At 68.6% G+C, this 25,314-nt stretch carries 25 protein-coding genes; 8 read left to right on the top strand and 17 right to left on the bottom strand.

Annotated elements, in window-relative coordinates; translation table 11 throughout:
• Positions 1–155 precede the first annotated feature (155 nt).
• The 9 genes from ACAM49_RS09265 to ACAM49_RS09225 form a co-directional block, all read right to left on the bottom strand.
• Positions 156–1,646 carry an SCO6880 family protein gene (locus tag ACAM49_RS09265; protein WP_369635043.1) on the bottom strand — a complete coding sequence of 497 codons (1,491 nt, stop codon included), beginning with the start codon at positions 1,644–1,646 and terminating at the stop codon, positions 156–158.
• Entirely contained in the window at positions 1,643–3,139 is a 1,497-nt protein-coding gene (locus ACAM49_RS09260; RefSeq protein ID WP_369635042.1) for a hypothetical protein, read from the bottom strand. The genes ACAM49_RS09265 and ACAM49_RS09260 overlap by 4 nt, the downstream gene beginning before the upstream one ends.
• Positions 3,140–3,224: 85 nt before the next feature.
• Complete coding sequence (locus ACAM49_RS09255) at positions 3,225–4,052, bottom strand: hypothetical protein (RefSeq protein WP_369635041.1); 828 nt, start codon at positions 4,050–4,052, stop codon at positions 3,225–3,227.
• Positions 4,053–4,120: 68 nt separating this feature from the next.
• Entirely contained in the window at positions 4,121–4,387 is a 267-nt protein-coding gene (locus ACAM49_RS09250) for a hypothetical protein (protein ID WP_369635040.1), read from the bottom strand.
• Entirely contained in the window at positions 4,387–4,677 is a 291-nt protein-coding gene (locus tag ACAM49_RS09245) for a hypothetical protein (RefSeq protein ID WP_040809635.1), read from the bottom strand. Before ACAM49_RS09245 ends, ACAM49_RS09250 begins: the two co-directional genes overlap by 1 nt.
• On the bottom strand, positions 4,674–4,868 hold the full coding sequence (locus ACAM49_RS09240) for a hypothetical protein (RefSeq protein WP_369635039.1): 195 nt from the start codon (positions 4,866–4,868) through the stop codon (positions 4,674–4,676). The genes ACAM49_RS09245 and ACAM49_RS09240 overlap by 4 nt, the downstream gene beginning before the upstream one ends.
• A gap of 2 nt (positions 4,869–4,870) precedes the next feature.
• Positions 4,871–5,524, bottom strand: a complete 654-nt coding sequence (locus ACAM49_RS09235; protein WP_369635045.1) for a hypothetical protein — start codon at positions 5,522–5,524, stop codon at positions 4,871–4,873.
• An 8-nt stretch (positions 5,525–5,532) separates the two neighbouring features.
• Positions 5,533–6,405 carry a MinD/ParA family protein gene (locus tag ACAM49_RS09230; RefSeq protein WP_369635038.1) on the bottom strand — a complete coding sequence of 291 codons (873 nt, stop codon included), beginning with the start codon at positions 6,403–6,405 and terminating at the stop codon, positions 5,533–5,535.
• Between the two features lie 17 nt (positions 6,406–6,422).
• Positions 6,423–7,205 (bottom strand): hypothetical protein, encoded by a 783-nt coding sequence (locus ACAM49_RS09225; RefSeq protein WP_369635037.1) that lies wholly within the window; start codon positions 7,203–7,205, stop codon positions 6,423–6,425.
• 274 nt (positions 7,206–7,479) lie between these two features.
• Here ACAM49_RS09225 and ACAM49_RS09220 point away from each other — a divergent pair, with 274 nt between their 5' ends.
• Positions 7,480–8,241 (top strand): 3-hydroxyacyl-CoA dehydrogenase, encoded by a 762-nt coding sequence (locus tag ACAM49_RS09220; RefSeq protein ID WP_369635036.1) that lies wholly within the window; start codon positions 7,480–7,482, stop codon positions 8,239–8,241.
• Positions 8,242–8,352: 111 nt separating this feature from the next.
• On the opposite strand, the gene ACAM49_RS09215 is transcribed toward ACAM49_RS09220, so the two are convergent.
• Positions 8,353–9,132, bottom strand: coding sequence for an ArsR/SmtB family transcription factor (locus tag ACAM49_RS09215; RefSeq protein WP_369635044.1), 780 nt, complete (start codon positions 9,130–9,132; stop codon positions 8,353–8,355).
• A 233-nt stretch (positions 9,133–9,365) separates the two neighbouring features.
• Here ACAM49_RS09215 and ACAM49_RS09210 point away from each other — a divergent pair, with 233 nt between their 5' ends.
• The 3 genes from ACAM49_RS09210 to ACAM49_RS09200 all read left to right on the top strand — a co-directional run bounded on the left by ACAM49_RS09210 (position 9,366) and on the right by ACAM49_RS09200 (position 12,193).
• Positions 9,366–10,439 (top strand): alpha/beta hydrolase, encoded by a 1,074-nt coding sequence (locus tag ACAM49_RS09210; protein WP_369635035.1) that lies wholly within the window; start codon positions 9,366–9,368, stop codon positions 10,437–10,439.
• A gap of 13 nt (positions 10,440–10,452) precedes the next feature.
• Positions 10,453–11,259 carry an SDR family oxidoreductase gene (locus tag ACAM49_RS09205; protein ID WP_369635034.1) on the top strand — a complete coding sequence of 269 codons (807 nt, stop codon included), beginning with the start codon at positions 10,453–10,455 and terminating at the stop codon, positions 11,257–11,259.
• Between the two features lie 439 nt (positions 11,260–11,698).
• Positions 11,699–12,193: a hypothetical protein gene (locus tag ACAM49_RS09200; protein ID WP_369635033.1), complete on the top strand. Its 495-nt coding sequence runs from the start codon at positions 11,699–11,701 to the stop codon at positions 12,191–12,193.
• Positions 12,194–12,553: 360 nt separating this feature from the next.
• On the opposite strand, the gene ACAM49_RS09195 is transcribed toward ACAM49_RS09200, so the two are convergent.
• The 7 genes from ACAM49_RS09195 to ACAM49_RS09165 all read right to left on the bottom strand — a co-directional run bounded on the left by ACAM49_RS09195 (position 12,554) and on the right by ACAM49_RS09165 (position 19,814).
• Positions 12,554–13,084, bottom strand: a complete 531-nt coding sequence (locus ACAM49_RS09195; protein WP_369635032.1) for a pyridoxamine 5'-phosphate oxidase family protein — start codon at positions 13,082–13,084, stop codon at positions 12,554–12,556.
• A gap of 81 nt (positions 13,085–13,165) precedes the next feature.
• A complete protein-coding gene (locus ACAM49_RS09190) occupies positions 13,166–13,573 on the bottom strand; it encodes a PPOX class F420-dependent oxidoreductase (protein ID WP_369635031.1) in 408 nt (135 codons plus the stop codon).
• 107 nt (positions 13,574–13,680) lie between these two features.
• Entirely contained in the window at positions 13,681–14,088 is a 408-nt protein-coding gene (locus tag ACAM49_RS09185; RefSeq protein ID WP_369635030.1) for a hypothetical protein, read from the bottom strand.
• Positions 14,085–15,470 (bottom strand): lipase family protein, encoded by a 1,386-nt coding sequence (locus ACAM49_RS09180; protein WP_369635029.1) that lies wholly within the window; start codon positions 15,468–15,470, stop codon positions 14,085–14,087. The genes ACAM49_RS09185 and ACAM49_RS09180 overlap by 4 nt, the downstream gene beginning before the upstream one ends.
• 59 nt (positions 15,471–15,529) lie before the next feature.
• Positions 15,530–17,569, bottom strand: a complete 2,040-nt coding sequence (locus ACAM49_RS09175; RefSeq protein ID WP_369635028.1) for a LuxR C-terminal-related transcriptional regulator — start codon at positions 17,567–17,569, stop codon at positions 15,530–15,532.
• A gap of 279 nt (positions 17,570–17,848) precedes the next feature.
• A complete protein-coding gene (locus ACAM49_RS09170) occupies positions 17,849–18,763 on the bottom strand; it encodes a hypothetical protein (protein ID WP_369635027.1) in 915 nt (304 codons plus the stop codon).
• 4 nt (positions 18,764–18,767) lie between these two features.
• Positions 18,768–19,814: a 3-oxoacyl-ACP synthase III family protein gene (locus tag ACAM49_RS09165; protein WP_369635026.1), complete on the bottom strand. Its 1,047-nt coding sequence runs from the start codon at positions 19,812–19,814 to the stop codon at positions 18,768–18,770.
• A 446-nt stretch (positions 19,815–20,260) separates the two neighbouring features.
• On the opposite strand from ACAM49_RS09165, the gene ACAM49_RS09160 reads away from it, so the two are divergent.
• From ACAM49_RS09160 to ACAM49_RS09145, 4 genes are all read left to right on the top strand, one after another.
• Complete coding sequence (locus tag ACAM49_RS09160; protein ID WP_369635025.1) at positions 20,261–21,928, top strand: fatty acid CoA ligase family protein; 1,668 nt, start codon at positions 20,261–20,263, stop codon at positions 21,926–21,928.
• A 106-nt stretch (positions 21,929–22,034) separates the two neighbouring features.
• Positions 22,035–23,069 (top strand): NAD-dependent epimerase/dehydratase family protein, encoded by a 1,035-nt coding sequence (locus ACAM49_RS09155; protein ID WP_369635024.1) that lies wholly within the window; start codon positions 22,035–22,037, stop codon positions 23,067–23,069.
• A 104-nt stretch (positions 23,070–23,173) separates the two neighbouring features.
• On the top strand, positions 23,174–24,004 hold the full coding sequence (locus tag ACAM49_RS09150; RefSeq protein ID WP_369635023.1) for an alpha/beta fold hydrolase: 831 nt from the start codon (positions 23,174–23,176) through the stop codon (positions 24,002–24,004).
• A 247-nt stretch (positions 24,005–24,251) separates the two neighbouring features.
• Entirely contained in the window at positions 24,252–25,277 is a 1,026-nt protein-coding gene (locus tag ACAM49_RS09145; RefSeq protein ID WP_369635022.1) for an esterase/lipase family protein, read from the top strand.
• Positions 25,278–25,314 lie beyond the last annotated feature (37 nt).

Genomic DNA, 25,314 nt, shown 5'->3' with positions numbered 1-25,314 from the left:
ACCCGGGAGGGGGCGGGCGCGTACGGCTCCGGCTCGTCGCGGTGGTCCGGTTCCGGGCGGCGGCGTTCGGCCGCGTCCGGGTCGCGCCGGGGGCCGCGCCGGGTGGGCGCGGCTTCGCGGTCGCGGACCGAGGGATCGATATCACGTGGCATGGGTTACCCCGCAAGCGCTTTCGGGATGGTGGCGTGTTCGGGGAGGATCACCCCGCAGCCGAGGGAGGCCGCGAACGCGGCCGCTTGATAGCGGTAGCAGCGGCGGATCTTCAGGCGCGCCTGGGTGGACAGGTCGCGGGTGATGGCTTCGATGCGGGGCAGGTCGCCGCGCAGCGGTTCGGTGATGGTGACCAGGGCGCCGAAGCGGGTGACGCCGTGGCCGCGGGCCTGCTCCTCGCGGGCCTGCTGGGTGGCGCCGACGCGCAGGGTGGCCGCCGCGGAGACGACACCGCGCTCGGATTGCTGTGCCACCAGGGCGTTCTTGTAGTCGTCGTCCACGATCTGGGCGGCGTCGCCGGCCGAGTGCGGGCGGTAGACGATGGTGATGCGCTTGCGCGGCACCTCCGGGTTGGGCGCGAGCAGCCGCTGCAGCACCCGCTCATCGACCGCGCCCTCGGGGGCGGTGTCCATCTCCCAGGTGACCGAGCGGCCGCCGTCGTGAATGAAGTGGTCCCAACGCTCTTCGTGCGAAACCGGGCCCGCGTCGGCCCAATCCAGCCCGTGCCCACCGGGTTCGCCCGCGGCCACCTCGAGATCGGCCTGGGAGGCCGGGTCGTAGCTGCGGCGGATGAAGGAGATGATCTCGTCGGCGGCCATGGGCTGGGCGCGAACTCCGGCCTCCGCCAACGCCGCACAGATGCCGGGCAGCCGGCGGCCGATCTCCACGGCCTCCTCGGCCGGGTTCTTGCGGCGTTCGGCGGTGGTGGCCTTGAAGGTGATGGCCACCCGCGGCAGCAGCTGCACCCGCTCCTGCGGTAGCTCGGTGGCCAGCTCGTACATGACCTGCTGCGCCAGATCCGGGGCCTCGGGCCGGGTGATGGTGGAAACCTCGGTGAGCAAGCGGTTTCCGGTCTCGGGCACGGTGTCGATGACCGGCACCACCGCCACGATGTCGGAGGTCTGGCCCAGCGAGGCGAGGAAGGTGCCCCAGGCGCCGACCCAGCGGTCGATGACCGGCTGGTCGACGGCCTCGTGGCCCTGCGGCCAGGCCCGCAATACCACTGTGTACTGGGCGAATTGCGGTAGGTGGATCATGCCGAAGCTGTAGCCGCCCGCGTCGATGCCCTCGTACAACCGCGACGGGGCCATCAGGCCGGGCAGGCGGGTGACGCCGCCGGGGATCCGGGAGAAGCGCCCGCCCCGGTACACGTGCTCGCCCTTGGATCGGCCGCGCAACCAATGGAACATCATCAATCCGTTCTCGTAGCCGGAGCGGCCCCCCGTCCGCCACACCAGTGGAACCATCACGACGGTGCCGATGACCGCCACGAACAGCGCCGGTTTCGGTCCGGCCACCAGCGCCGTCAGCAGCGCGGTGATCACGACGGCGAAACCGACCACGGTCTCGCCCCAGCGCAGGCCGAAAAGTCCTGCGCTGCGGGGCTTGTTCCACAGGCCGTACGAGCGGCGCTCGTAGGTGTCGGTCATCGTCATCGCGGAATGGTGCTCCTGCCGAGGTCGGGGGAACGGTTGACCCAGCGGTCACCGGCCACGTCGCCCGCCGTGTTCTCGGCCTTGCCGAGCGACGCGGTCGCGGCCCGCACCTGGGCGACGCGGTTGGCCACGCGGGACGCTCCCGAGGGTGCGCCTGACGGTACTGCGCCACCGCCGCCCTGGGCGGCAGGACTCGCGGCCGCACCGGCGCCTCCACCACCACCGCCGCCCGGCCGGGGCACGGGTGTCGGCCGCGGGGCACCGCCGCCTCCGGGTCCGCCCGGACCGCCGGGCCGCGGCGGCCGTCCGCCGCGCCCCATTCCGGCGTAGCCCGGCGCACCGGTCGCCGCGCGCGGGGCGACCGCACGCGAACCGACCGCGCCCAGCGCCGCGATGCCGACCAGGGTGCCGGTGGTGGCGGCCAAACCCGAACCGCCCGAACCCACAATGGCGACCTCGCCGGCGGTGGCCAGGCGCATGAGCGCGGGCAGCACGAAGGCGACGCTGCCCAGCAGCACGATGGCGACCAGCATGCGCTGGGCCTCATCGGCGTCGGGCAGGTTCACCGTGCCGGTGCGCTCGTCGGTGGCGCCCGCGGTGGTGAAGGCGATCATGTAGACGATCGCCGCGACCGGCTTGTACAGCATGAACGCGATGATCCAGCGGATCAGCTTGTTGTAGGAGCTGCTGCCGATGCCGGTACCGGATCCGGCCGCCGCCAGCGGCAGCACACCCGCCGCCACCACGAGCATGCCCTGGCGCACGATGGCCAGCACGATCTGGGCCAGCGCGCCGAGCAGGCCGACGATGGCGATGATCAGCACCAGGCCCGGCGAGAAGGCTTGCAGCTTGGTGGTTTTCACCATCAGCTCGGCCATGTTCTTGGCATTGCCGTTGGTGGAGTCGTCGATGATCCACTCGGAGAACTTGTCCGAGGCCTGGGTGGCGGCCACGATCACCGCGCCGAGCATCCACGAGCTGAACACCACGCGCGCGAACATCCGGAAGGAATCGGTCGCCTCATTGACCGCGGCTCCCCGTCTCGCCTGCGCGAGTCTGAATCCGGTCAATATCACCGACGTCATCAAGAGGATGATCTGCGCCTGATAGGTGTAGTCGTTGATCTTCGTGAACAGCGTGCCCGCATCGCTGACTCTGTCGTTGGGCAGCTTCATCCAGAAGGTCAGGGCCAGGATCAACGCCTCGCCCAGGCCGTTCATCAGCGAGTCCACCACCTTGCCGAAGGTGGAGTCCCATGCCTTGTCGCGCACGGTGGCGGCGGCATCGGTCGGGTGGGTCGCGACATTGCTGGCCTTGCACGCCGCCGAGGCCGCGTCACCCAGCGAGAGGCCGGGCACGCCGAGACCGTCGAGCGAGTCGTGTAATTCGTTGCAGGCCTGGTCGTACCCGTAGGTCTGGCCGTAGGCCACCGTCGGGGTCGCGATCATGACGGTGAATACGACCGCGAGGATCGTGAATAGCCGCCTCAGCATGTGGTCCACCTTTCGATGGGTCGCGATGCCGCGTCCTGAAGTATTGCCGGACGAACATGTGTTTCCGGATGTGGCGCTGCGGGATTCACCATCGGGTCCACCCCGCCAGCGAGTCCACGTTCTCGGTTTGCGACGTCTTGGACGTCGCGGGCTTGAGCCGCCAGTCGCCGGCGTCCCAGACCATGATCAGCCGCACCGCGGCCCACCACTGCTTGTTGTCGAGCACCGGGCCGCGCACGGCCAGCCGCACGATGGCCATATCGTCGGCGTAGTTCTCGATCTGGAAGGCGTCGGGGGCCACCAGATAGCGGGTCACCTTCTCCGGCTGCTGTTTCGGCAGCCGCTGGTCGGCCAGCGCCTGGTCGTAGGCGGCGAGCTGGTCGGCGCCCACGCGGACCTCGCGCACGTAGAGTTCGCGGTCGGCCGGGCGGGCATTGAGCCGGTAGGTGATCTGCGCCGCGGCCAGCGCGGCGCCCTGCGGGGTGTGCGAATAGCCGACGGCCACACCGTTTTCCAGGCGGGTCGGACCGTCGGAGGTGGAGAAGGGCACGGACGCGCCGTGCACCCGCTGCCAGCCGTGCGGATCGGTGGTGCCCTGCGGGGCGGCGGTGAGCCAGTCGGTGTCGGAGGCGCGGCGCTGCTTGGACGGATCCTGCGGCAGCGGCTGTCCGGCCGAATTGTTGGGGATGTCGACGCGGCGGCCGAACAGATCCACCTCGGGCGAGGCGAATCCGGTCACGCCGGTATCGGAGGTGGTCACCGGGTCGGTGCCCTCGTTCTTCGTGCTCGGCTTGGACGAGCCGTGGCTGAAGTAGACGACCAGGCCCGCGACGACGATCACCGCGACCAGCGCTGCCGAGGCGATGACGCCGAACGAGATGCCGTCGCGCTCGGACGGCTCCTTCTCGCTCATCGTTTCGCCTCCACGGTGTCGTTTGCCAGAGTGGTTGTGCCAGTGGACAAATCAGCTGCCCGTACCCCTCAGGTCGGCAGCAGGGCCAGCGCGATACCGCTGGCCGAGGTCGCCATGACCGCGCCCAGCAGGCTCATCGCCACCCCGTGCGATGCGTCGTTGGCGGCCCAGTCGCCGTCGCGGAACGCGTACCAGGCCCGCCCGGCCGCCAGGATCATCCAGGCCAGGCAGAACAGCAGCACGCACCACAGCAGCCAGTCGACGAGCTGCATCAGCGGGCGGATCACGTCCGCCGGCATCTGTTTGTAGGCCAGTACGGCCACGGCGGAGGACATTAGGTGATCACTGCGTTCATGATCGTGCCCGCACTCGTGGCGACAATCCCTCCGATCATGGCCCCGGCCACCATCTTCGGCGACTCCAAACCGCCTCCTGTCCATTTCTCCCAGGCGAACCGGCCACCGGCGTAGGTGATGCCCAGGATTCCCGACAACAGAACGAACCAGGTGAAATACCGAACCAGCTTCAGCAACTTGTCCGACGCGGGCGGCGCCTCGGGGGTCGGATTCCCGACCTGGGCGAGGTACTGCCCGTACACGTCGTGTACGGCGAGGAGCATGCTCATTGTCTGTCCTTCTCCAAAAGCGAACTGCTAGTAACAATTTCGCCGATGACCGGGCTTCCCGTCCAACCGGCGGTGCGAACTCTTTCGGTTAAGCGCCCTTCCATCCCGGCGGACCGGGAAACCTCACGTGCCCAACGCATCTCAGAAAACGAACGCATCTCGGGAACCGAACGCATTCCGTCGACGATCATGATCACTCCTCCGGATCGTCGTCGTCGGAGCGGGGTGCGTCCAGCGCGTCCTGGACCGCGGCCAGGATGCCGGAGCCGAGCTCGCGCACATCCGCCGTAATCTCCTCCAGCGGATCGGATTTGCGCTTGCGCTGCTGCGGCAGCGGGTCGCCGGGCGACCACACCGGCAGCTGGTCGGACTCCACCAGCGTCCACTCCTCGTGCCACGGCAGCTGCCAGACCTGGCCCGCCAGCGAGCCGACCACATCGCGGTAGCGGCGGATCTCGGCCGGAATCCGGCCCGGCCGCGCGGCCACGGTGATCAGGCCCAGCACCTCACTCGGACCGGCGAGCCCGGCGTGATGCTGGCGCAGCAGGTCGTGGGCGCGGGTGAGCCCGGGAATGGTCTCGCGGGCCACCAGCACCACGAACGGGGATTCGCGTTCGAAGACGCCGGGCCAGCGGCGGTACGAATCCGCCGCCGGGGCAAGCACATGCGAGAGCGTGGTCGCGCCCGCGCCCCCGTGTACACCGAGCAACCACACCAGCGGAGCGCGGCCACCCCCGGGTACGGGTCGGTCCCAGATCGGTGCGCGGCGGGATTCCGGCGGTGGCACGACACCGGCCGCCACTGCGGCCCCGGCTTTGTTCCGAGCGGAGGATCGGCGTTCCTTCATGGCTGCGGTCATGATGCCACTCCAGCAAGCAGGCGGCGATACGCGCGGCGTGTCTCGGCGGCGAGGTTGCTGTGCCGCACCAGTTCTCCGCGCGCGAGGTGCGGATCATAGGGTATCTCGACAATCTCGCGGACCCAACCGTCCAGATGTTCCCGCAAATGCTCAGCGATCCGAGAATCGCTGCCCGGCAACTGATGTGAGACGACAATCGTGGTATCCCCGACTATCCCGTCTCCTTGACCCTCGCCGTGCCCGCCGAACTGGTCGTCGAGCCACTCCAGGGTGACCCGCAACCGGTTGGCGGCGTCCACGCGCGCCGGAATCGCCAGCACCAGCGCGATATCGGCGTCCTCGAGCAGCGGCCGCAGATGCCGGCTGGCGATCGGATTGCCGCCGTCGTACACCGGGGTGTAGCCGGTCTCGCCCAGCGCCCGGGCGACGGTCAGGTAGGTGGCGCGGCGGCGCAGCGGCGCGGGATCGCGCCACAGCAGGCCGATTCCGGAGGTGGCGCGCGAGAGGCACTCCTTGAGCGGCGCGGCCTCGTCATCACCTCGGCCATAGAGCCAGGCCTGCAGGCTGATCGGGCTCAGATGCTCGTCGGCGCCGCGCAGCGCCAGATCGCTGCCCGCGAAAGTGCCGTCCACGGCCACCGTTTGGGTGCCCGCGGCGCCCATCTCCCCCGCGATGCCCAGCGCCGTGGTGGTGGTGCCGGCGCCGCCGCAGCCGCCCACCACCAGGATCGGGCGCGGCGCGGGGCCGGCGTCACCGTCCCCGCGACGTTTGCGCAAGCGCTTCACCGGAGCCTTGGAACGCGCGGCAGGACCCGGCGATTCGCCCTCCTCGGGCAGCTCGTCGAGCCAGCGGCTCCAGTCCTGATCCATTGTCTCCGCTCTCCTCGTTATCCGGCCGGAACGCTGACGGCGGGTCCATGGTCGCCGATGAGCACGGGGGCCGTCATCTCGTTGTACGCCGCCGCGACGGCGATCGGGCCGGAACCGGGTCCCGTACCGGGTGTGCCGGTGGATTGCGCAGTGCCGCCATGGGAATTCAGCACATATAGGGCAACTCCACCGGCCACGGCTAGCAAAACAATGGCAACGATCAGGAAGGCGAGGGCGAAAAGCCGCCGCCCCGTGGTGCGCTCGGGTCGGGCGGGCGCCTCGGCGTCGAGCGCGTCGAAAAGTTCGGAGGCGCGATCGGCGCGCGGCGTGGAATCCCGGTCGGCGCGCGGCGTCTCGGCCTTGCGGGGCGTCTCGGCCTTGCGCGACGCCTCTGCCTGTCGCGGCGTCTCGGCCGTGCGCGGCTCCTCCGCCTCGCGCGGCTCCTCGGCTTCGTTGACCTCGGAGGGGAATTCGACGACCGTGGCGCCGCGGTAGCGCATCGGCGGTGCGTAGGAGTCGCTCTCGCCGTGCTCGTCGCGCTCGGTCATCCAGTCCGACCAGGCGCCGTCGAAGTGATTGCGGCGCAGCACGGATTCGGGCACCGGCGGAATGTCGAGCTCGGGCTCGGTGTCCTGGATGTAGTGCGGGAAGCGGGCCGGGCCCTCCTCGTCACCGAAGGCCGGATCCTCCTGCGGCTGTTCGGGTGCGGGGGCCTGGGCCGCGGGGTCCAGCGCGGGGTACCAGCGCGACACTTTTTTGTACGACTTCAACATTCCCGCTGCGGGCACGTCGCTCTGCATCGTCTGACCCTCTCGCGGTCGGTCGTGGCGGACGGTGTGTTGTCGTCGTGTTCGTGGGTCCCGGCCGCTCAGCCGCGGAACGGTCCCGATCGGAAATTCTCTCGCATGAACAGGATTCCAACGACTCGACGCGCCGCACGACACTCCTCTGAATCCGCGCGCGCACGCGGATAGCAGGGTTCGCACCATCGCGTGAACGCCACGCCGACGGGCCGGTCTTCCCTCCTGATGGAGCAGAATCTACATTAACAAGACCAAGCATTTTGGAGGTTTTGTGAAGACAGCAGACATCGTCGCGGTTGTGACCGGCGGCGCCTCGGGACTCGGTCTGGCCACCGTGCGCGAACTGCACTCGGCCGGCGCGAAGGTCGTGATCATCGATCTTCCCTCGTCACAGGGCAAGGCCATCGCCGAGGAACTCGGTGAGCGCGTGGTGTTCTCGCCCGGCGACGTCACCAGCGAAGCGGATGTGACCGCCGCGCTGGACGCCGCCCAGGAACTCGGCACCCTGCGAATCGCGGTGAACTGCGCGGGAATCGGCAATGCGATCAAGACGGTCGGCAAGCAGGGCGCGTTCCCGCTGGAGAGCTTCACCAAGATCATCAACGTTAATCTGATCGGAACCTTCAATGTCATCCGCCTGGCCGCCGAGCGCATCTCGGCGGTCGAGGAGGCCGACGGCGAGCGCGGCGTCATCGTCAATACCGCTTCCGTCGCGGCCTTCGACGGGCAGATCGGGCAGGCCGCCTACTCCGCCTCCAAGGGCGGCATCGTGGGCATGACCCTGCCGATCGCGCGCGACCTGGCCTCGTACAAGATTCGCGTGATGACCATCGCGCCGGGCCTGTTCCACACCCCGCTGTTCGCGACCCTGCCGCAGCAGGCCATCGACGCGCTCGGCGCGCAGGTGCCGCACCCGTCGCGGCTGGGCGATCCCACCGAGTACGCCGCCCTGGTGCGCCACGTCGTGGAGAACCCGATGCTCAACGGTGAGGTCATCCGGCTGGACGGCGCGATCCGCATGGCGCCGCGGTAAGCAGTAGATGCCGCGGTAAGCGGGACATACAGAGGCACCGGAGCGAATCCTTTCGCTCCGGTGCCTTTTCGGATTCCGGCTTCCTGCTCCCGCCGGGCGGTGGCCGCCGGATCAGGCGTGCGCCGCGCTGCGCTCCATCTCCCACGGCTGCTGCGGCAGCACCTTGCCGGTCTCCAGCAGCGACTTGAGGTTGGCCAGCACAGCGGGCCAGCCGCTCGAAATGCCCTGCAGCATTTCCTGATTCGGCAGATTCTCGTGGGTGACGGTGAGCCGCACGATGTCCTGGTGCGGCTCGATGAGGAAGGTCACCACCGAGGGGCTGCGATCCTCCTGCGGGGAGTCCTCGAAGGTGAGGACCAGGCGGCGCGGCTCGTCGACCTCGAGGATCTTGCCGACCACGTCGACCTTGCCGGAGCCGTCGGCGCGGCGGTGCTCCCACGACGAACCCTCCTGCCAGTCCGACAGATTCTCGTGGCCCCAGTACTGGGCCGTGAGATCGGCGTCGGTCAGGGCCTTCCAGACCTGGTCGGCGCTGGCGTGGATATAGGTGACATAGACGTAGCTGGGAATGGTTTCGGTCATGGCGTACTCCTCTGCCTGGTTCTTGATGGCGCGCAGGACATCCAGCCGGGGGCGATCGAAAACGGAGATCCAGCGCTGTTCGATGTCGTGAATCGGTGTCGGATTGATGTAGTGCACCCGCTCGCGCCCGCGCCGCAGCACGGTCACCAGCCCGGCCCGCTCGAGAATGTCGAGATGCTGGGTCACCGACTGCCGGGCCATCTCCACCCGCTCACACAGCTCCCGCAGGGTCTGGCCGTTGTTCTCCCGCAGCCGGTCGAGCAGCAACCGGCGGGTCGAGTCGGCCAGCGCCTTGAAAACCGCGTCCATCTCGGGTTCGGATTGCACGCTGAAATTATGCAGGCATTTACCTGCATATGTCAACGGCCCGACCTCGGATGATGTCGGACAAGCTATTGACCTTTCCGGCCACCGGCACGGAATTCGGCTCTCGGACATGACAATCCGCGTTCCGGCGGTCAAGATGATCATCGGCCCAAGGCCAGAATCGACATCGTTGTCTCACCAGCGCCCGGTGCCTCGCGGCGCGGACAGGAACGCCCGTGGCGACGTTGCCCCAGACCTCGGAACCCGCCTTTCCGGTGCCGGGACCCGCCTCATCGGTGCCCGCTTCCTCGGTGATCGTGGAGACCGTCCGCCCCGCGCGGATCGGCACCCGGCTCGCGCACCCCGTGCTGCGGACCACGCTCCAGTCGTTCCTGCGCGCGGGCGCGTGGGTCGCCGATCTCGGGCCGCTGCCCGCCGAGCTGATCTTCCGGGCGACGCGGCTCTCGGAGAAGCCCGCCCGGGTCCTCGGCACGCCACGCGGGGTGCGGCGCGAACCGGTGCGATTCGAGCATTTCGACGCCGAATGGCTGTGGAGCGCACCGGTTCCGGATCCGCGAGTGGATCGCGAGGCCGCGATCCTGTACTTCCACGGCGGCGCGTTCATCGCGGGCGGGCTCAACAGCTACCGCCGGCACACCGCGCGCCTGGCCGCGTGGAGCGAACTGCCGGTGCTGACCGTCGACTACCGGCAGCTGCCCGACGCGCATCCCAATGACAGCCTCGACGACGCGCTCACCGCGTACCGGCATCTGCTGGCAGAGGGCTTCGCGCCCGGGCAGATCATCGTCGCGGGCGATTCCGCCGGCGGCGGGCTGGCGCTGCGGCTGGCGTTGACGCTGCGCGAGCTGGGTCTGCCGCTGCCGGTGGCGCTTTCGGTCACCTCGCCGTGGGCGGATTTCGATTCGACCGCGCGGCTGGCGCATCCGAACGCGCGCTACGACGCGGTACTGCCCGCGGCCGGGCCCGATATGGTGGTGCGCCGCGGCATCGCCGTGGACGGGGAGCTGGATCCGAGCTGGTCGGTGGTGAACCACGATTTCGCCGGTCTGCCACCGATTCTGCTGCAGGTCGGCTCCCGGGAGATGCTGCTGACCGATGCGCTCGCGGTGGCGAAGCGGGCCGAGGCCGCAGGGGTGCCGATGCGCCTGCAGATCCGCCCGAGCGCCCCGCACACCCTCATTCACCTGGGCGCGGGCCTGCTCGCCGACGGCCGCGACGCGGCCCGCGATGCCGCCGACTTCCATCGTGCGATGATCGAGACCGGACGTTCCGATCGCACGGCTGCCTGACCGAGAGGCCCCGATGTCCCAGCCCGCCACCGCTTCCCGCCCCGCCGTCTTCGTCACCGGCGCGGCCGCGGGCATCGGCCGCGCCATCGCCACCCGCTTCGCCCGCGAGGGCTGGACGGTCGGCCTCTACGACATCGACGCGGACGCGGTGGCCGCCACCGCCGAGGCCATCGGCGGCCACACCGTCACCGGCTGCTTCGATGTCACCGATCCGGCGGGCTGGGATCGGGCCCTGAAGGAATTCGCCGACGCGACAGGCCGTCTCGATCTGCTGGTCAACAACGCGGGCATCCTGTATTCGGGAGCCTTCGCCGAGATGCCGCTCGACCGCCACCATCGCCTGATCGACGTCAATATCAAGGGCGTCCTCAACGGCTGCCACGCCGCACTCCCCTATTTGCGCCGCACCCCCGGCAGCCGCGTCATCAATCTAGCCTCCGCGTCGGCCCTCTACGGCCAGCCCGGCCTGGCCACCTACGGCGCCACCAAGGCCGCCGTCCGCTCCCTGACCGAGGCCCTCGACCTGGAATGGCGGCACTTCGGCATCCCGGTGACCGACCTGCTCCCCCTGTTCGTCGCCACCGACATGATGACCGAGGTGAACCGCGGCTCGAAGTCCGCGACCACCCTCGGCGTCCACCTCACCCCCGACGACATCGCGAACACCGTCTGGCACACCGCGACCGCGCGCCGCACCTGGTCCGGCCCCCACGTACTGGTCGGCCTCCAGACCAAACTCACCGCCCTGGCGACCCGCCTGTCCCCACCCTTCGTAACCCGCGCCTTCGTCGGCTGGCTCAGCAAAGCCGACTCCCTCTGACTCCTCCCGGCCGCACAACCGTCGGTGCGTCGCGCCAGCATCCCTTTATCACTGCGGCGATCACGGCAGTCTCGTTCACCACAGCGTGTGGGAGATCTACCTTGTTATGCCGGGTTCCGCACGATGTCCCTATCCCTACATTAACCACGCCCGGTAGTCGAATTTCTGTCAATTCGACTGCCATAGTGGACGTTTAGACCCATGATCAACTCGAACCACTCCCGCCGGTCGACGCACCTCATGCCGTCTGGCGCGCGATTCGAACCGGCCGCGCGGCCGAGCCAAAGATCAACGCTGCGAGCCCGTTTCAGCTGACCGATCGCGCTGACCTGCCGACGTGCGTGCAGGTGGCACCGCGCGGATCATAGGATCCGGGAGTACGAGGAACTCGGAGCAAACCGGCTCGGTCCTGTCTCCCACAGTGGGGAGGAACCTCGTAATGTCCCAATACTTGCCACTGATCGGGGTTCTCGTCGGTGGAGTGCTCACGTTCGCGGGCGGATTCGTGGCTGAACTCGTGCGATGGAATCGAACCCAGGCGGTCCGGTGGGACGAGCGCCGCCAGGCGGTGTACGCGGAGTACGCCTCGGCGGTGAAAGCGGAAACGATCCTCTACCTGAAAATCGCGAATGCCAAAGGTGTGTTCCCCGGTCAAAACACCGGCACCGCAGAACTTTCGGAGCTGTTCGCCTTACTGGCCGTGGCCGAACACACTCGTACCGAGCGCTTCGCCATCGTCCAACTGATCGGCGCACCTCCAGTGATCGACGCCGCTCGCGCGTGGCATCCTCGGTTTGGCGAATCGGAGCGATACTCGCTCCTGACTCCGATGGAGGCAAGTCACGCTTTGAGGAGCTCTACGATGCTGCGGTCTTGGCCCGCTACGAGTTCTACCGACAGGCACGGGTTGACCTCGGGGTGTCGAGCGACCTGACACCGCCGATTCCGCTTGCGGACTGGACCGCGCGCTGGTCGGTGAACGAAACGAATTGACGAGCGAACCGTCATGCCGCGACCCGGGCGTTTGGTCGGCTTTCCAAACTGGTTGGCCGACAGCGCTTTCGAGTGCGCGCTCATGTCGAATGCCGTGCGATGGGCCTATTCCTACACAAGCCCGTGCGGAACGGCAGGTTTCCGCCAAATTTTTTGCGGAAATGTAGGAATAGGCCCATTCGCGATACCCAGGCGTACCGATGGGCAGTGCATTGTCATGCCGCGTCCCGCGCGATTCCGGGGGCTGGCGGCGGCGCACAATGGTGGCGGGTTCGGGTGGTCGGCGCTTCTGCTGAGCGACTCAGAATGTCCAGCGGGTGGTGCCGCCGGGTGCGACCGTGGATACCGATACCGCCGAGCGGGGTGTGATTCGGTAGACGTACCAGGGTGCCGGACCGGTCGCGGGCGCATTGAACGGGGCCGTGAGGCCTATTCCGGATTCGTCTACTTCGCACGGCCATCCGCCCTCGGCCCAGGTGGCCGCGATGCGCTCCACCGTGGCCGGGTCGGTGATCTTCTCCGCCGAGCCGTTGATCACGAGATCGAATTCGTTCGCGGAGACACTCAGGGCGCAGCGTGGGTCTCGCGCGACGTTCTTTCCCTTTTGCGTGGTATCGCCGGTTTGGAACCAGTACGTGCCGTCGACCCACACCGCGCCCACAGCGGTGACGTGTGGCGTTCCGTCTGCGTTGATGGTGGTCAGCCAGGTCGTATGCCGGGAAGGTCCACCGCTGTCGGGTCCCTGGTCGATGTCGCGGTCGAGTACGGCCGTGACGCGTTCCCAGTCCTGGATCTGCATACCGTTGGAGTCGTCGAGGTTCTTGGCTTTCATCGCGCATCCTTTCCGTGGTTCACACGGGTAGACGGCTCCCGCCGGCCGAACTCATCGCGGGACTACCCGGCCGTGGCGGATTCATGAGATCGCGGATGACTGGCGGGCGGTGAAGTCGAAGGATCCGCCGTCGATGCCCCAGGAGATGACGCGGTTGGGGCGAATCCGGATGACGGCGCGTTCCTGGTGCGGGAACGGCGGCTCCTCGTCCGCGAGCGCCTCGGCCGTGCCGCGCACCTCGATGCCGCGAATCACGTACGGCTCCACCGAAACCTGCTCGTCGACGACGAAGGACACCCGGCTCCCGGCCTCGACATTGCGGTACTTCCGGCTCCCCCGCATCCGCATCCCGCCGATGTCGATGGTGCCGTCGGCGTTCACCCGGTAGCCGGTCGGATTGTTCTGCACCACGCCGTCGGGCGACACCGTGGCCAGCCGCCCGATCCCGGCCTCCGCGAGAAATTTCTGCTCATTGCTGGTGAAGGTCATGTCGATCACTCCTCGTTCGCCGTCTTCTAGCAGTGCTAGAAACTGGAGCAAACGTAACATTCGCTCGCCAGATTGTCTAGCGGCGCTAGATTTCCGATCCTCCCCGCTCAGAGGGCGGCGAGGTCTCCGACGATGAAGATGGCGAGGCCGATGGTGAGGGTCAGGGCACCGGCCAGGCCGAGCGGGGCGGTGCGGGACTTGTCGGCGAACTCGTCGCCGACGCCGGTGAGCCAGTTGATGGTGTCCTTGGCGGCGATGAGGATGCCGGAAACGACGACCAGCCAGGCCGCGGTGGTGTTCCAGGCGCTGGACAGGTCGGAAAGCCTTGCGGCCCAGACCAATCCGAGCAGGATCACGCCCTGCATGACCGCGCCGACGTGGGCGACGGTGAGGTAGCGCGGGGTGGCGGGATTTCCGGACCGCATGCGGATGGCGATCATCGGGTAACCGAGCAGGGACCCGTAGGTGAGGGTCAGCAGGCCGCCGATGATCAGGATTTTGTCGGGTGCCGTCATGGTGTGCCCCTTCCGAATGCGTCCACGATAGGAGCGAGCTCGGAGGGGTGCGCGGGGTTCAGGGGAATCGATGCCGGGTCGTCACGGCGGGCCCGCAGCGGGCGGGCCGCCATGGCTCGGGCCAGCACCGACGCCAATTCGAGGTAGCCACGGACGGCGGGCAGCGAGAAGGCCAGGGACGGGACGGTTTTCGTGGTCGCGGCCGGAATCGGGCGCTGTGCGAAGCGGTCGGCCAGCCAGTTCTCGCACAGCGGTGCGGCCAGCAGACCGAGGCTGATGTGGCCGCCGAGGATATCGCGCAGGTAGCGGACGGGGGTGCCGGTGGCGCGGTAGCGGTCGATCAGGCGGTCGACATTGCCGCAGGGAATGATCAGATCGTGGACGCCCTGGACGGCGAGGATCGGGAAGCGGGGCGGGCGCTCACCGGGGTTGAGATCGGTGAGAACGGCACGCACCTCGGGCAGGGTGCGCAGGGTGGCCAGCGCCGAACCGTCGAGATCGTCCATGCGGGAACGGCCGCTGTGCAACAGCAGCGGAATGGTGGCGCTGGCCTCGGCGCGGTCGAGCAGGGCCAGGGAGGCCGGATCGAGATTCTCGCGCAGGCTGCGGTCGAGGGCCGGATAGGCGCGGCGCAGACCCGCCAGGCACAGGGTGGCCAGGCCGCCGAAGGTGGAGCCGTTGAGGCGGAAGAAGGTCGATTCCAGATCGCCGACCGGTGAACCCAGCACCGCCGCAAGGATATTCAGCTCGGGTGCGTAGGTGGCGGCGAGTTCGGCGGCCCAGGTGGTGGCCAGGCCGCCGCCGGAATAGCCCCACAGGGCGACCGGCGCGTCGAGGGGCCGGTTCAGGAAGTTCAGGGTGGCGCGCAGGCCGTCGAGAATGCGGTGGCCGGGCTCGCGGGGCGCGCCGAAGCGGCCCGCGGTGCCGGTGTGATCGGGCACCGAGACCGCCCAGCCGCGGGTGAGCGCGTGTTCGATGAGCAGCAGCTCGAACTGCGGCACCGACCCCAGCGCGCGGGCGCCGCGGCGAAAGGCGTAGGACGGCAGGCATTTCGAGGCGACGGCGTCGATCGCGCATTGAAAGGAGACGACGGGCCGCTCGGCGGCGGGATCCGCGCCGTAGGGCAGCAGCAGCGTGGTGACCGTCGCCTCGGCGCGGCCGTGCAGGTCGGTGCTGCGAAACAGCAACTGGGTGGCGGTGATTCGCTGCGGGATCAGGCCCAGCAGCGCCAATTCCACCGGACGGGAACGCAATACCGCGCCGGGCGCCACCCGGTTCAGCCCGCGCGGGCGTCGATAGAAGGGGTCCTGCTCCGGCAGCGGCAAGACCGGTCGGTCCGCCTCCGGCAGCGTTGTCGATTCCCCGGACCGAGACGCGATCATGCCAATCCCCTTTCGACCAACGGTTATCCGACTGCGGTGCCCTAGCCGACTGCCGTGCCCTAGCCGACCGCGGTGCGGGCGCGCGCCTCCGTCCTGGCGGCCAGCGCGAAGCGCAGTTCGCTGCGGCGGGCGACCGCGAGCTTGCGGTACACCCTGGTGAGATGCTGTTCGACGGTGCTGCTGGTGATGCCGAGGACGTCGGCGATATCGCGATTGCGGTTGCCGAGCGCGGCCAGTTCGGCGACCCGGCGTTCGGCCGGGCTGAGGGCCTCGGTCCCGCCCTCGCGCGGCCCGGCCTCGGTGGCCGGTGCGGTATCGACGCGCAGCCGCACCAGCAGCGCCTCCGAGCCGCACGATTCCGCCAGCCGCGCGGCCTCCCGCAGCGGCGGCCGCGCCCGATCCACCTCGCCCAACCCCCGGTAGGCGTCGCCGAGATCGGCCAGCACCGTGGCCAATTCGAGCTCGTCACCGCCGGTGCGGGCCAGTGCCGCCGCGCGCCGCAGCAGCGTCACCCGCCGCAGCGGATCGCTGGTGGCGGCCAGGATCCGCAGCGAGACCCCGCCTGTGTGATGCTGTTCGGCCCCGCCGATCGCCTCCAGATGCCGGTTCGCGAAATTCTGGGCCTGCCACTGCTGCCCGGCCTCGAGGGTGGCGGCGGCGAGATCATTGCGCCACGGCGCGAGCCAGGCGAAGTCCATCCCCCACTCGTCCATGAGCCGCCCGCAGCGGCGGAAGTGCCGCAGCGCCTCCTCCGGACGGCCGGTGGCCAGGCAGTGCTCGCCGTGCGCGCGCAGATAGCCCACCGCGAAACGGGATTCGAACAGGGCGCGCGGCACCGGGCGCTCCAGTTGCGCGGCGGCCTCGGCGTGCCTGCCCTGGGCGGTGAGGGCGCGGACCAGGACCGCGAGCGGTCGCCCGATCCAGATGCCGAGCTGTTCGGCGGGCAGCAGGTTGAGGGCGATCAGCGCGTGCCCGGCCGCCTCGGTCAGATTTCCCTTGCGCAGCAGGGTTTCCGCGCGCGCCGAGGCGAACAGCGCCTGCCAGGTCGGGGCGTTGCGGGCGGTCGCCTCGGCGAGCAGGGCCGAGCACCATGCGTCGGCCGCGTCGAGCCGATCGGTGTGCAGCAGGCAGTCCACGGCCGCGATCAGCACCTCGACGGTGGTGGGGGTGAGCCGGTGCTGGGCCAGGATGCGTTGCGCCGCGGCGGCGGTGGCGGCGGGCGGGCGTTCCTCCCACAGCCCCGACAGCAGCGCGGCGGCCTGCCGGTGCGCCGAATCACGGTCCGGCGGAAGGGATTCGGCGGCGGCCCGCCCCGACACCAGCCACTGGTGGCGCTGCGCCTGCACCGGATGGGTGTAGCGCAGCCAGGCGCCGAGGAATTCGAGCCGGTCCGCCAGCGCACCCGCGCCGTCCGCGCCGCGGCGCAGTCGGACCAGCGCCTGATCGGCGTGCAGCACGTAGCCGTGCCACAGCATCTGCAACGCGGTCATGGGTAGATCCGGATGCGGCACCCGCCCGGTGCGCAGCGCCGCCTTGAGCCTGCCGAAATTGCGGGTGCGGCTGGACGGATTGATCCGCCATTCCACCGCGACCAGCCGGGTGGCGATGGCCGCCCGCTCGTCGGCGCGGCGGCTGGCCCGATAGGCCAGCTCCAAATGCCTGCCCGCGCCGTCGAGTTCATCGGCGTCCACGGCATTGTCGGCGACCTCGAGCAGGATCTGGGCGGCCCACGACCCGCGGGCGTCGCCCGCCTCGACCAGATGGCGCGCCACCGTCTCGGCCGGAAATCCCGCACCGCACAGCAGTTCCGCCGCGGCCGCGTGCAATCGCCGATACTCGTCGTCGGGCAGCTCGCGCAGCACCCGCGCCGCCATCTCCGGATGCGGGCGACACTCCTCCACGATCAGCCCGGCCTGCGCCAATTCCGCTATCACCGTGCGGGTTTCGTGGTATCCCGCGTCCAGCAGCTCCGCCACCCGACCGATTTCGGCGGCGTCGCCCAGCACCGCGACCGCGCGTGCGACGCGCAGCCGCGCCGCCTCCGGCGCACCCGGGACCGTGCCCGGCCATCGCATCCCCCGGCCGGCCCCCACCGGCATGTCTTCTCGGTCCCGAGCGACCGACCGCGCCATCTGACATCCCTTTCACCGATCGGAGGCACCGACTGAAATGGCATGGCACGGCGAGCTTCGGTGTGCTGGAGCGGCATCATTGCAGCGAGGGCGCTTGGCGCGCCCAGGATCAGCCGGGGCACAACGGGTCTTGTACGAACACTGTGGGAAAGTCCACCACCGGTGGTCACCGGCGGACCCGACATGGTCCGCCGGTGCGGATTCACCGGATGAATTTTCTTGTCAAACAGTGTATTTCAGATTCGCCTAGGACGCGGGCTGAGCGGCGAGGAGCGCCTGCGGCCGGTAGACCAGGCAGGCCGCCGAGTTCTCGTCCGCGGCCAGGAACACCACCGCGCGGGCCTCGTCGAGCATGCCCTGGGTGGCGGCGCTCAGGTAGGCGTGCACCGGGCCCGCCGAATACGGGTCGCCGACAAAGGGATCGATGCCCGCGACCGCCGCGGAGGGAATCCCCAGGTGGTAGGCGACGCGTTCCCGGAAGCCGGGCACGGGCGCGGGGGCGAGCACGACAGCCTTGCCGGTGGCGAAGTCGGCCGCCTCCAGGCCCTCACCGGCGAGGCATTCGCGCAGCACCTGCTCGGCGAGGGCGAGGGGATCGCCGACGTTGGTGTTCACCGTCAGCGCCTTGCGGCCGTCGGTGCCCGCGGCCTCGAGATCGGCCCAGGCGGTCGGTCCGATCGGACCCGGGGTCTCGCTGGTGTAGATGCGGCCGAAACCGCCCGCACTGGCCGAGGCGTGCAGCAGGATCGCCGCGCCGCTGGCGGTGTACGGGAAGTCGTCGCGGCCGCGCTCGGTGGTCGGGTGGGTGTCCCCCGCGACGATGAGCGCGTACTCCACATCCCCGAGCCCGGTGAAGCACTGCGCCGCCATGAGCGCGTGCACCACCCCGGTACCGCCGTTGAGCAGGTCGAAGGAGAACGCGGGCACGCGACCGGTCGTGTACTCCAGCCCTACCTCGAGGCGCTTCTGAATCAATGCCGCCACGGCCGGTTCGGCGATATTGCTGTCGCGGAACACACCAGCGTTGACCACCAGGCCGACCCGATCGGGCGAGATCTCCGCGGCGGCCAGCGCCTGCCGCCCCGCCCGCGCAGCCAGCTCGAAGTAGCTGCCGGTGTCGGTGTCGGTACACACGGCCGCGGAAACGATTGCGGTGCTCATATATTCAGGCCTCCAACCGGGAGATGGTCGCGGCGAGATGCCCGGAGACCACGCCGGACGCCTCGGGGATCAGCAGCACCTTGGAGCCGCGCGGAATCTTCTGCTGCGCCAGGTGTTCCCGCAGCACCAGGAAGTGCGAGGTGGACGCGGTATTGCCGTATTCGGAATACACATTGAGCGCCTGCGGCATCGGGGTGTCGAAGTGCCGCTCGGTGAGCGAGCTGATGTATTCGATGGCCGGGCCGGAGAACTGGTGGTGGATCCAGTAGTCGTACTTCTCGCTCTCCCAGGCCCGGCCGGTCTCCAGCAGGAAGTCGGCCATGCGCGAAATGCCTTGCAGGAAGCGGGATTCGCTGGCGAGCGCGCGGTTGTCGGTGTACATGGCGATGCCGGTGGTCTTGTCCGACGGCTGGCCGATGCAGTGCTCGGCGCCGGCCGAGGTGGTCATCAGCTCGATGTAGTGGATCTCGTCGTCATCGTCGCCCTGGTCGTCGACCACCACGGCGACCGCCGCATCGCCCACGGTCAGCGCCGCGAACTGCGGATCGTAGGGCTTGGAGATCTCGCGGGTGGCGGTCTCGGCGATGGGGGTGATCTGCTCGCCGCTGACCACCAGGCCCTTGCGCACCACACCGGCCTTGATCATGCGGTCGAGCACCAGCACGCCGGTGATCATGCCCGCGCAGGCGTTGGACAGGTCGAAGTGCAGCGCCTTGGTCGCGCCGATCGCCGCGCCCAGTTGAGCGGCGAAAGACGGTGCGTAGCAGAACTGCCCGGGCCCGGTGAAGCGGGTGATCGACACCGAGATGATCACGTCCAGGTCCGCGGCCTGGTAGCCGGAGCGCTCGAGGCAGTCCTCGATGGCGTGGCGCGCGAGCACGAACGACGATTCGTAATTCTCCGGATCGGCATTGTGCACGCGCCGATTCTTGATTCCGGTAATTCGCTCCAGGTCCAATGCCCTGGGCACGGAAAGGCTGTTGATCACGTCTTCCGTGGAGCGGACCGTACCGGGTGTGTACGCACCGATAGATTCGAAGCGTGTACGCATGTGGCCCCCTACTCTCTGGACTGTGTGCGTCCTGTCGAATTTGGCTGCGGCGGCCGCAATTCGGTGTCCCCCGAGCCGGCCCCGCTGATATCCCGTAGCCCCGATGCCGAGTGAAACGCTACCGTACCCACGGGTAGTCGGGTGTCACACGAGCCCCACGAATCACAGTGCGCTCGAGCGTGTTTCGCCGCGAAACCGCTGGAAATGACTGGTGAACAGCCCTGTTCGCCAGCGGTGGCCAGTGAAACCCGTAGGGGTGGAATAGGGGGTTGCAAGGAACCGGTGTCGGTACCCGGAGACACACTAAAACCGTTGTATATCAAGTGAATACGGAACACCACGGCTAGCGGTTCGACAGCACCCCGTGTAGCCTCACCGATACATTCCTCGCATTCCTCGACATATTCAGCAATGAACTCAGAACTGGGGGAAGTGTGTCGCATTCCTTGCCCACCATTTATTGGCGCGCTCTCGATCGTTTCCGCGATATCGTCGCCGCCCACCCCGAACGAGAGGCGGTGATCTACGCCGCCGGGAAGAATCGGGCGGGCCTGCCCGAATACGAACAGCTCACCTACGCCGAGCTCGACGCGTGGTCGGAGACGATCGCCGAGCGCTTCGCCGACGCCGGCGTCGGCCGCGGCGTGCGCACCATCGTGCTGGTGCGGCCCGGGCCCGAGCTCTACGCGGTGCTGTACGGGCTGTTCAAGATCGGCGCGGTGCCGGTGGTGATCGACCCGGGCATGGGCATGTTCAAGATGCTGCGCTGCCTGCAGGCCGCCGACGCCGAGGCCTTCGTCGGCGTGGTGGAGGCGCAGGCGCTGCGCATCGTGTTCCGCGCGTACTTCCGCAAGGTGCGGGTGGCGGTCACCGTCGGCCGGTCCTGGTGGCAGGGTCCGACGCTCGAAAGCTGGGGCCGCACACCGGCTTCCACGCTGCCCGAGCGCGAGCCCGCACCCGATGACGAGCCGTTGCTCATCGCCTACACCACCGGCAGCACCGGACCCGCCAAGGCGGTGGTGCTCACCCACGGCAACCTCAGCGCCATGGTCGAGCAGGTGGACGACGCACGCGAGCATGTCGCGCCGGGCACCTCGCTGATCACCACGGTGGTCGCCGGGATTCCGGAGCTGCTGCTCGGATCCCGCTGTGTGCTACCGCCTTTGATTCCCTCCAAGGTCGGCGCGACCGATCCCGCGCACGTGGTGGACGCCGTGCACAGGTTCGGGGTGCGCACCATGTTCGCCTCCCCGGCGGTGCTCATTCCGTTACTGCACCACCTCGAGGAGACCGGCGAATCCCTCGACGGCATGCAGAGCATCTATTCCGGAGGCGCGCCCGTGCCGGACTGGTGCATCGCGGCGCTGCGGCAGAAACTTCCCGAGGACGCGAAGGTGTACTCCGGATACGGGGCTACCGAGGCGCTGCCGATGGCCACCATCGAATCCCGGGAACTGCTCGGCGATCTCGTCGAGCAGGCACATCAGGGGCAGGGTGTGTGCGTGGGGCGTCCGGCCCTGCACGTACGGGCGCGGATCATCGCGGTCACCGACGATCCGCTGCCCGAATGGTCGGATGTCGAGGCGCGCGACCCGGAGCTGGCGGCCTCGCGCGGGATCGGTGAGCTCGTGGTGTCGGGGCCGAATGTCAGCACCCGGTACTTCTGGCCCCTGGCGGCCAACAAGATCGGCAAGATTCACGACGGCGACGTGATCTGGCATCGCACCGGGGATCTCGCGTGGATCGACGACGCGGGCCGGATTCGCTTCTGCGGCCGCAAGAGTCAGCGCCTGGACACCGCGAACGGGCCCATGTTCACCGTGCAGGTGGAACAGGTCTTCAACACCCTCGAAGGCGTGGCGCGGACCGCGCTGGTGGGGGTGGGCGAGCGCGGCGCGCAGGAGCCGGTGCTGTGCGTGGAGCTGGAGGCCGGGGCCGACAAGGACGCCGTGGAGCGCGAATTGCGGGGCCGCCGCGACGAATTCGAGATCACCAAGCCGGTGACCGGGTTCCTGTTCCACCCGAAGTTCCCGGTCGACATCCGCCACAACGCCAAGATCGGGCGCGAGAAGCTGACCGTGTGGGCGGCCAAGCAGCTGGGCGACCGGTCATGAGAACCATCGCGCTGATCGAGGTGGTGGCCCGCATGGTCATCGATGAACTGGCCAGTCGACTACGACGGCACCCCGCGGCACCGCTGTCCGGAAAGGCGCGGGCATCGTGAAGGCATTGGTGACGGGTGCCTCGGGCTTCCTGGGCGGGGCGCTGGTGCGCCGGCTGGTCAAGGACACCGACCACGAGGTGTCGATTCTGGTGCGGCGCACCAGCAACCTGCGCGATCTCGAGCCGGTGCTCGACCGGGTCGAGCGGGTCGTGGGCGATCTGAGCGATCCGGAGTCCCTGGATCGGGCGGTCGCCGGTGTGGATGTGGTGTTCCACAGCGCCGCCCGCGTGGACGAGCGCGGCACCCGCGAGGTGTTCTGGGCGGAGAACACCGCGGCCACCGCCCGGCTGCTGGCCGCGGCCCGGGCCGGGGGCGCGCGGCGATTCGTGTTCATCTCGAGTCCCAGCGCACTCATGGACCGTGACGGCGGCGACCAGATCGATATCGACGAGTCGGTTCCGTATCCGACCCGGTATCTGAACTACTACTGCGAGACCAAGGCCGCGGCCGAGCGACTCGTGCTGAAGGCGGACGCGCCCGGATTCACCACTGTGGCGCTGCGGCCGCGGGCCATCTGGGGTGCGGGCGACCGGTCCGGGCCGATCGTGCGGCTGCTCGAGCGGGCGGCGGCGGGCACGCTGCCGGATCTGTCGTCCGGGCGCGAGGTGTATGCCTCGCTGTGCCATGTCGACAATATCGTCGAGGCCGCGATTCTGGCCGCTGCCAGCGAGAACGTGGGCGGCAAGCCATATTTCATCGCCGATGCCGAGCGCACGAACGTGTGGCGGTTCCTCGGTCAGGTCGCCGAGGACCTGGGGTACGCGCGACCGACCCGCAAGCTGGATCCGCGCGTGGTCGATCTGGTCGTCTCGATCATCGAGAACCTCAGGCGGGTACCGTATCTCGCCAACCACTGGACGCCCCCGCTGTCGCGGTACTCGGTGGCGGTGATGACGCGCTCGGGTACCTACGACACCTCCGCCGCCACCCGCGATTTCGGATATCACCCCGTTATGGATCGTGAAACCGGCATGGCCGAACTGAAATCTTGGATCCGTGATTCGGGGGTGATCGCCGGATCCACGCGCTGACCAGCATTCGGGCGCTCTCCGCAAAAACTTGTGTTACCGGGAGTACCGGCTAGCATGGGCTTTATCGCAGTGCCGCACCGCTACTCAATGAGGAGAGCGCCCCGATGCCGGAGTTCGACTACCACGGCGTATCCGTCGCCTATGACCACGCCGGGTCGGGTGATCCGATCTTGTTCCTGCACAATATCGGCGGCGACCGGCGGATCTGGGAGCACCAGACCCGCGCGCTGGCCGCCACGAACAGCGTGTACGCGCTGGATCTGTTCGGGTACGGCGACTCCGACTCCCCCACCGGCGGATACACCGTCGAGAACTATGTGCGGATGCTCGCGGAGTTCATCGAGGCGCACGGGCTCACCGATGTGACGCTGGTCGGCAATTGCTTCGGCAGCGCGTTGTCGCTGCTCTACGCGCGGCGCAATCCGCAGAATGTGCGGGCGCTGGTGCTGTGCAGCCCGTTGACCGCGGCCACCCTGCGTCCCACACCGACCGGTTGGACCGCTCGGGCGGCGGCGACCATTCCCCTCCATTCGCTGGCGGGCGCGATCCGGCTGCCGGGCCTGGCGGCCGGTCTGGTGGTGCGCGAACAGCTCGGACCGCGCGGTCGCGGCATGAGCGCCTCGACCTTCGCCGGTCTGCGCGACCGCTGGAGTGAGCCGCGGCGGCTGCTGGCGCCCGCCGCCATCGCCCGCGATCTGCCGTCGCTGGCGGTGCTCGACGACTTCCGTCCGTTCCCGGGGTTCCCGCCGATCACCACCATCTGGGGCGCGAAGAACCACATCCTCTCCGCCGCCGCGGGCGCGCGCCTGAACGCGACCCTGCGGCCGACGCGGGCCATCGAGCTGCCCGACTGCGGCCACCTGGTCATGCTGGAGGAACCCGAAACCGTCACCGGCGCAATCCGTTCCGCCACCCGAACCGCGCTCGCGGGCTGAACTCGCGAGCGGATTTCGGCCACCAATACCGGCCGTTCGACACTGGCGAACGATGCGAACGGCCGGTTAATAGTTCGGGTCGAATCACGCTGATCCGAATTCCATTACCCCGCAGCGACCGGGGTCTTTATTACTTCCATACGGTAGTTCTTCCGGGTCGGATGATTATCGCCACGGCAATTACCTGGCAAAACAGCTCTAGCGTCTTCCTCACTCGCCGTTTCCATTTCGAGGAAGAAAGCACGATATGAAGCACACTCCGCGTTCGCTGGGCACCGCCGCATTCGTCGTGGCCGCCGCCACACTCGCCATCGGATTGAATTCCCCGGCGGCCGTGGCGGATCCCCCGGACAGCTCCCACGCCTCCGACACCGTCGGCTACGGTCCCGAGCTGACCGACGAAACCGCCGCCATCGCCTACGGATTGGCGAATCCGGACGCCGCGCCCCAGGGCACCAACGACTGGTCGTGCAAACCCGATGCGGCCCATCCCCGTCCGGTCGTCCTCGTCCACGGCACCTGGGCCAGCGCCTTCAGCGCCTATTCGTACATGGGCCCCGAACTGGCGAAGGCCGGCTACTGCGTCTTCACCTTCAACTACGGCCGCGCGAACACCGCCGGCGCGGGCCTGGTCCAGCCCACCATCGGCGCCACCGGCTACATCGAGGATTCCGCCGCCCAGCTGTCCACCTTCGTCGACCGCGTCCTCGCCACCACCGGTGCGCCGCAGGTGGACACCATCGGCCACTCCCAGGGCGGCGTGGTCATCCGCGAATATCTGAAATTCAACGGCGGGGCCGACGAGAGTAATCCGGCCAACAATAAAGTCGCCCATGTGATCACCTACGGCGCCACCAATCACGGCACCACCCTCGCCGGTCTGGGCAACCTCCTCGGCGTCTTCCAATCCGCGCTGAAACTCGACCCCACCGCACCCACCGAAACCCTCATCGGCCACGCGGGAATTCAGCAATTGGTCGGCTCCCCCGTCCTCACCCGCCTCAATGCCGACGGCGACACCCTCCCCGGCATCGACTACACGATCGTCGCCGACCAATACGACGAAGTCTCCACCCCGTACTCCGCCACCTACCTCACCCCCGGCCCCGGCGCCACCGTCCACAACGTCCTCCTCCAGGACGGCTGCGCCCTCGACACCTCCGACCACAACTCCATGCTCTTCTCCCCCCGAGCCGTCTCCCTGGCCCTGCAAGCCCTCGACCCGGCAGCCCACCCCACGCCGGTCTGCAGCCTGAACCCCTGGCTGCTCTGACCTCGTGATCGCCCGGACCCGTCCGTACTGATTCTCA

Origin of the sequence: Nocardia sp. JMUB6875 (assembly GCF_041154655.1) — a bacterium.
Lineage (GTDB): Bacteria > Actinomycetota > Actinomycetes > Mycobacteriales > Mycobacteriaceae > Nocardia.
Note: the sequence above shows the minus strand (reverse complement) of the source record. Positions and strands in the feature narration are given on the sequence as shown.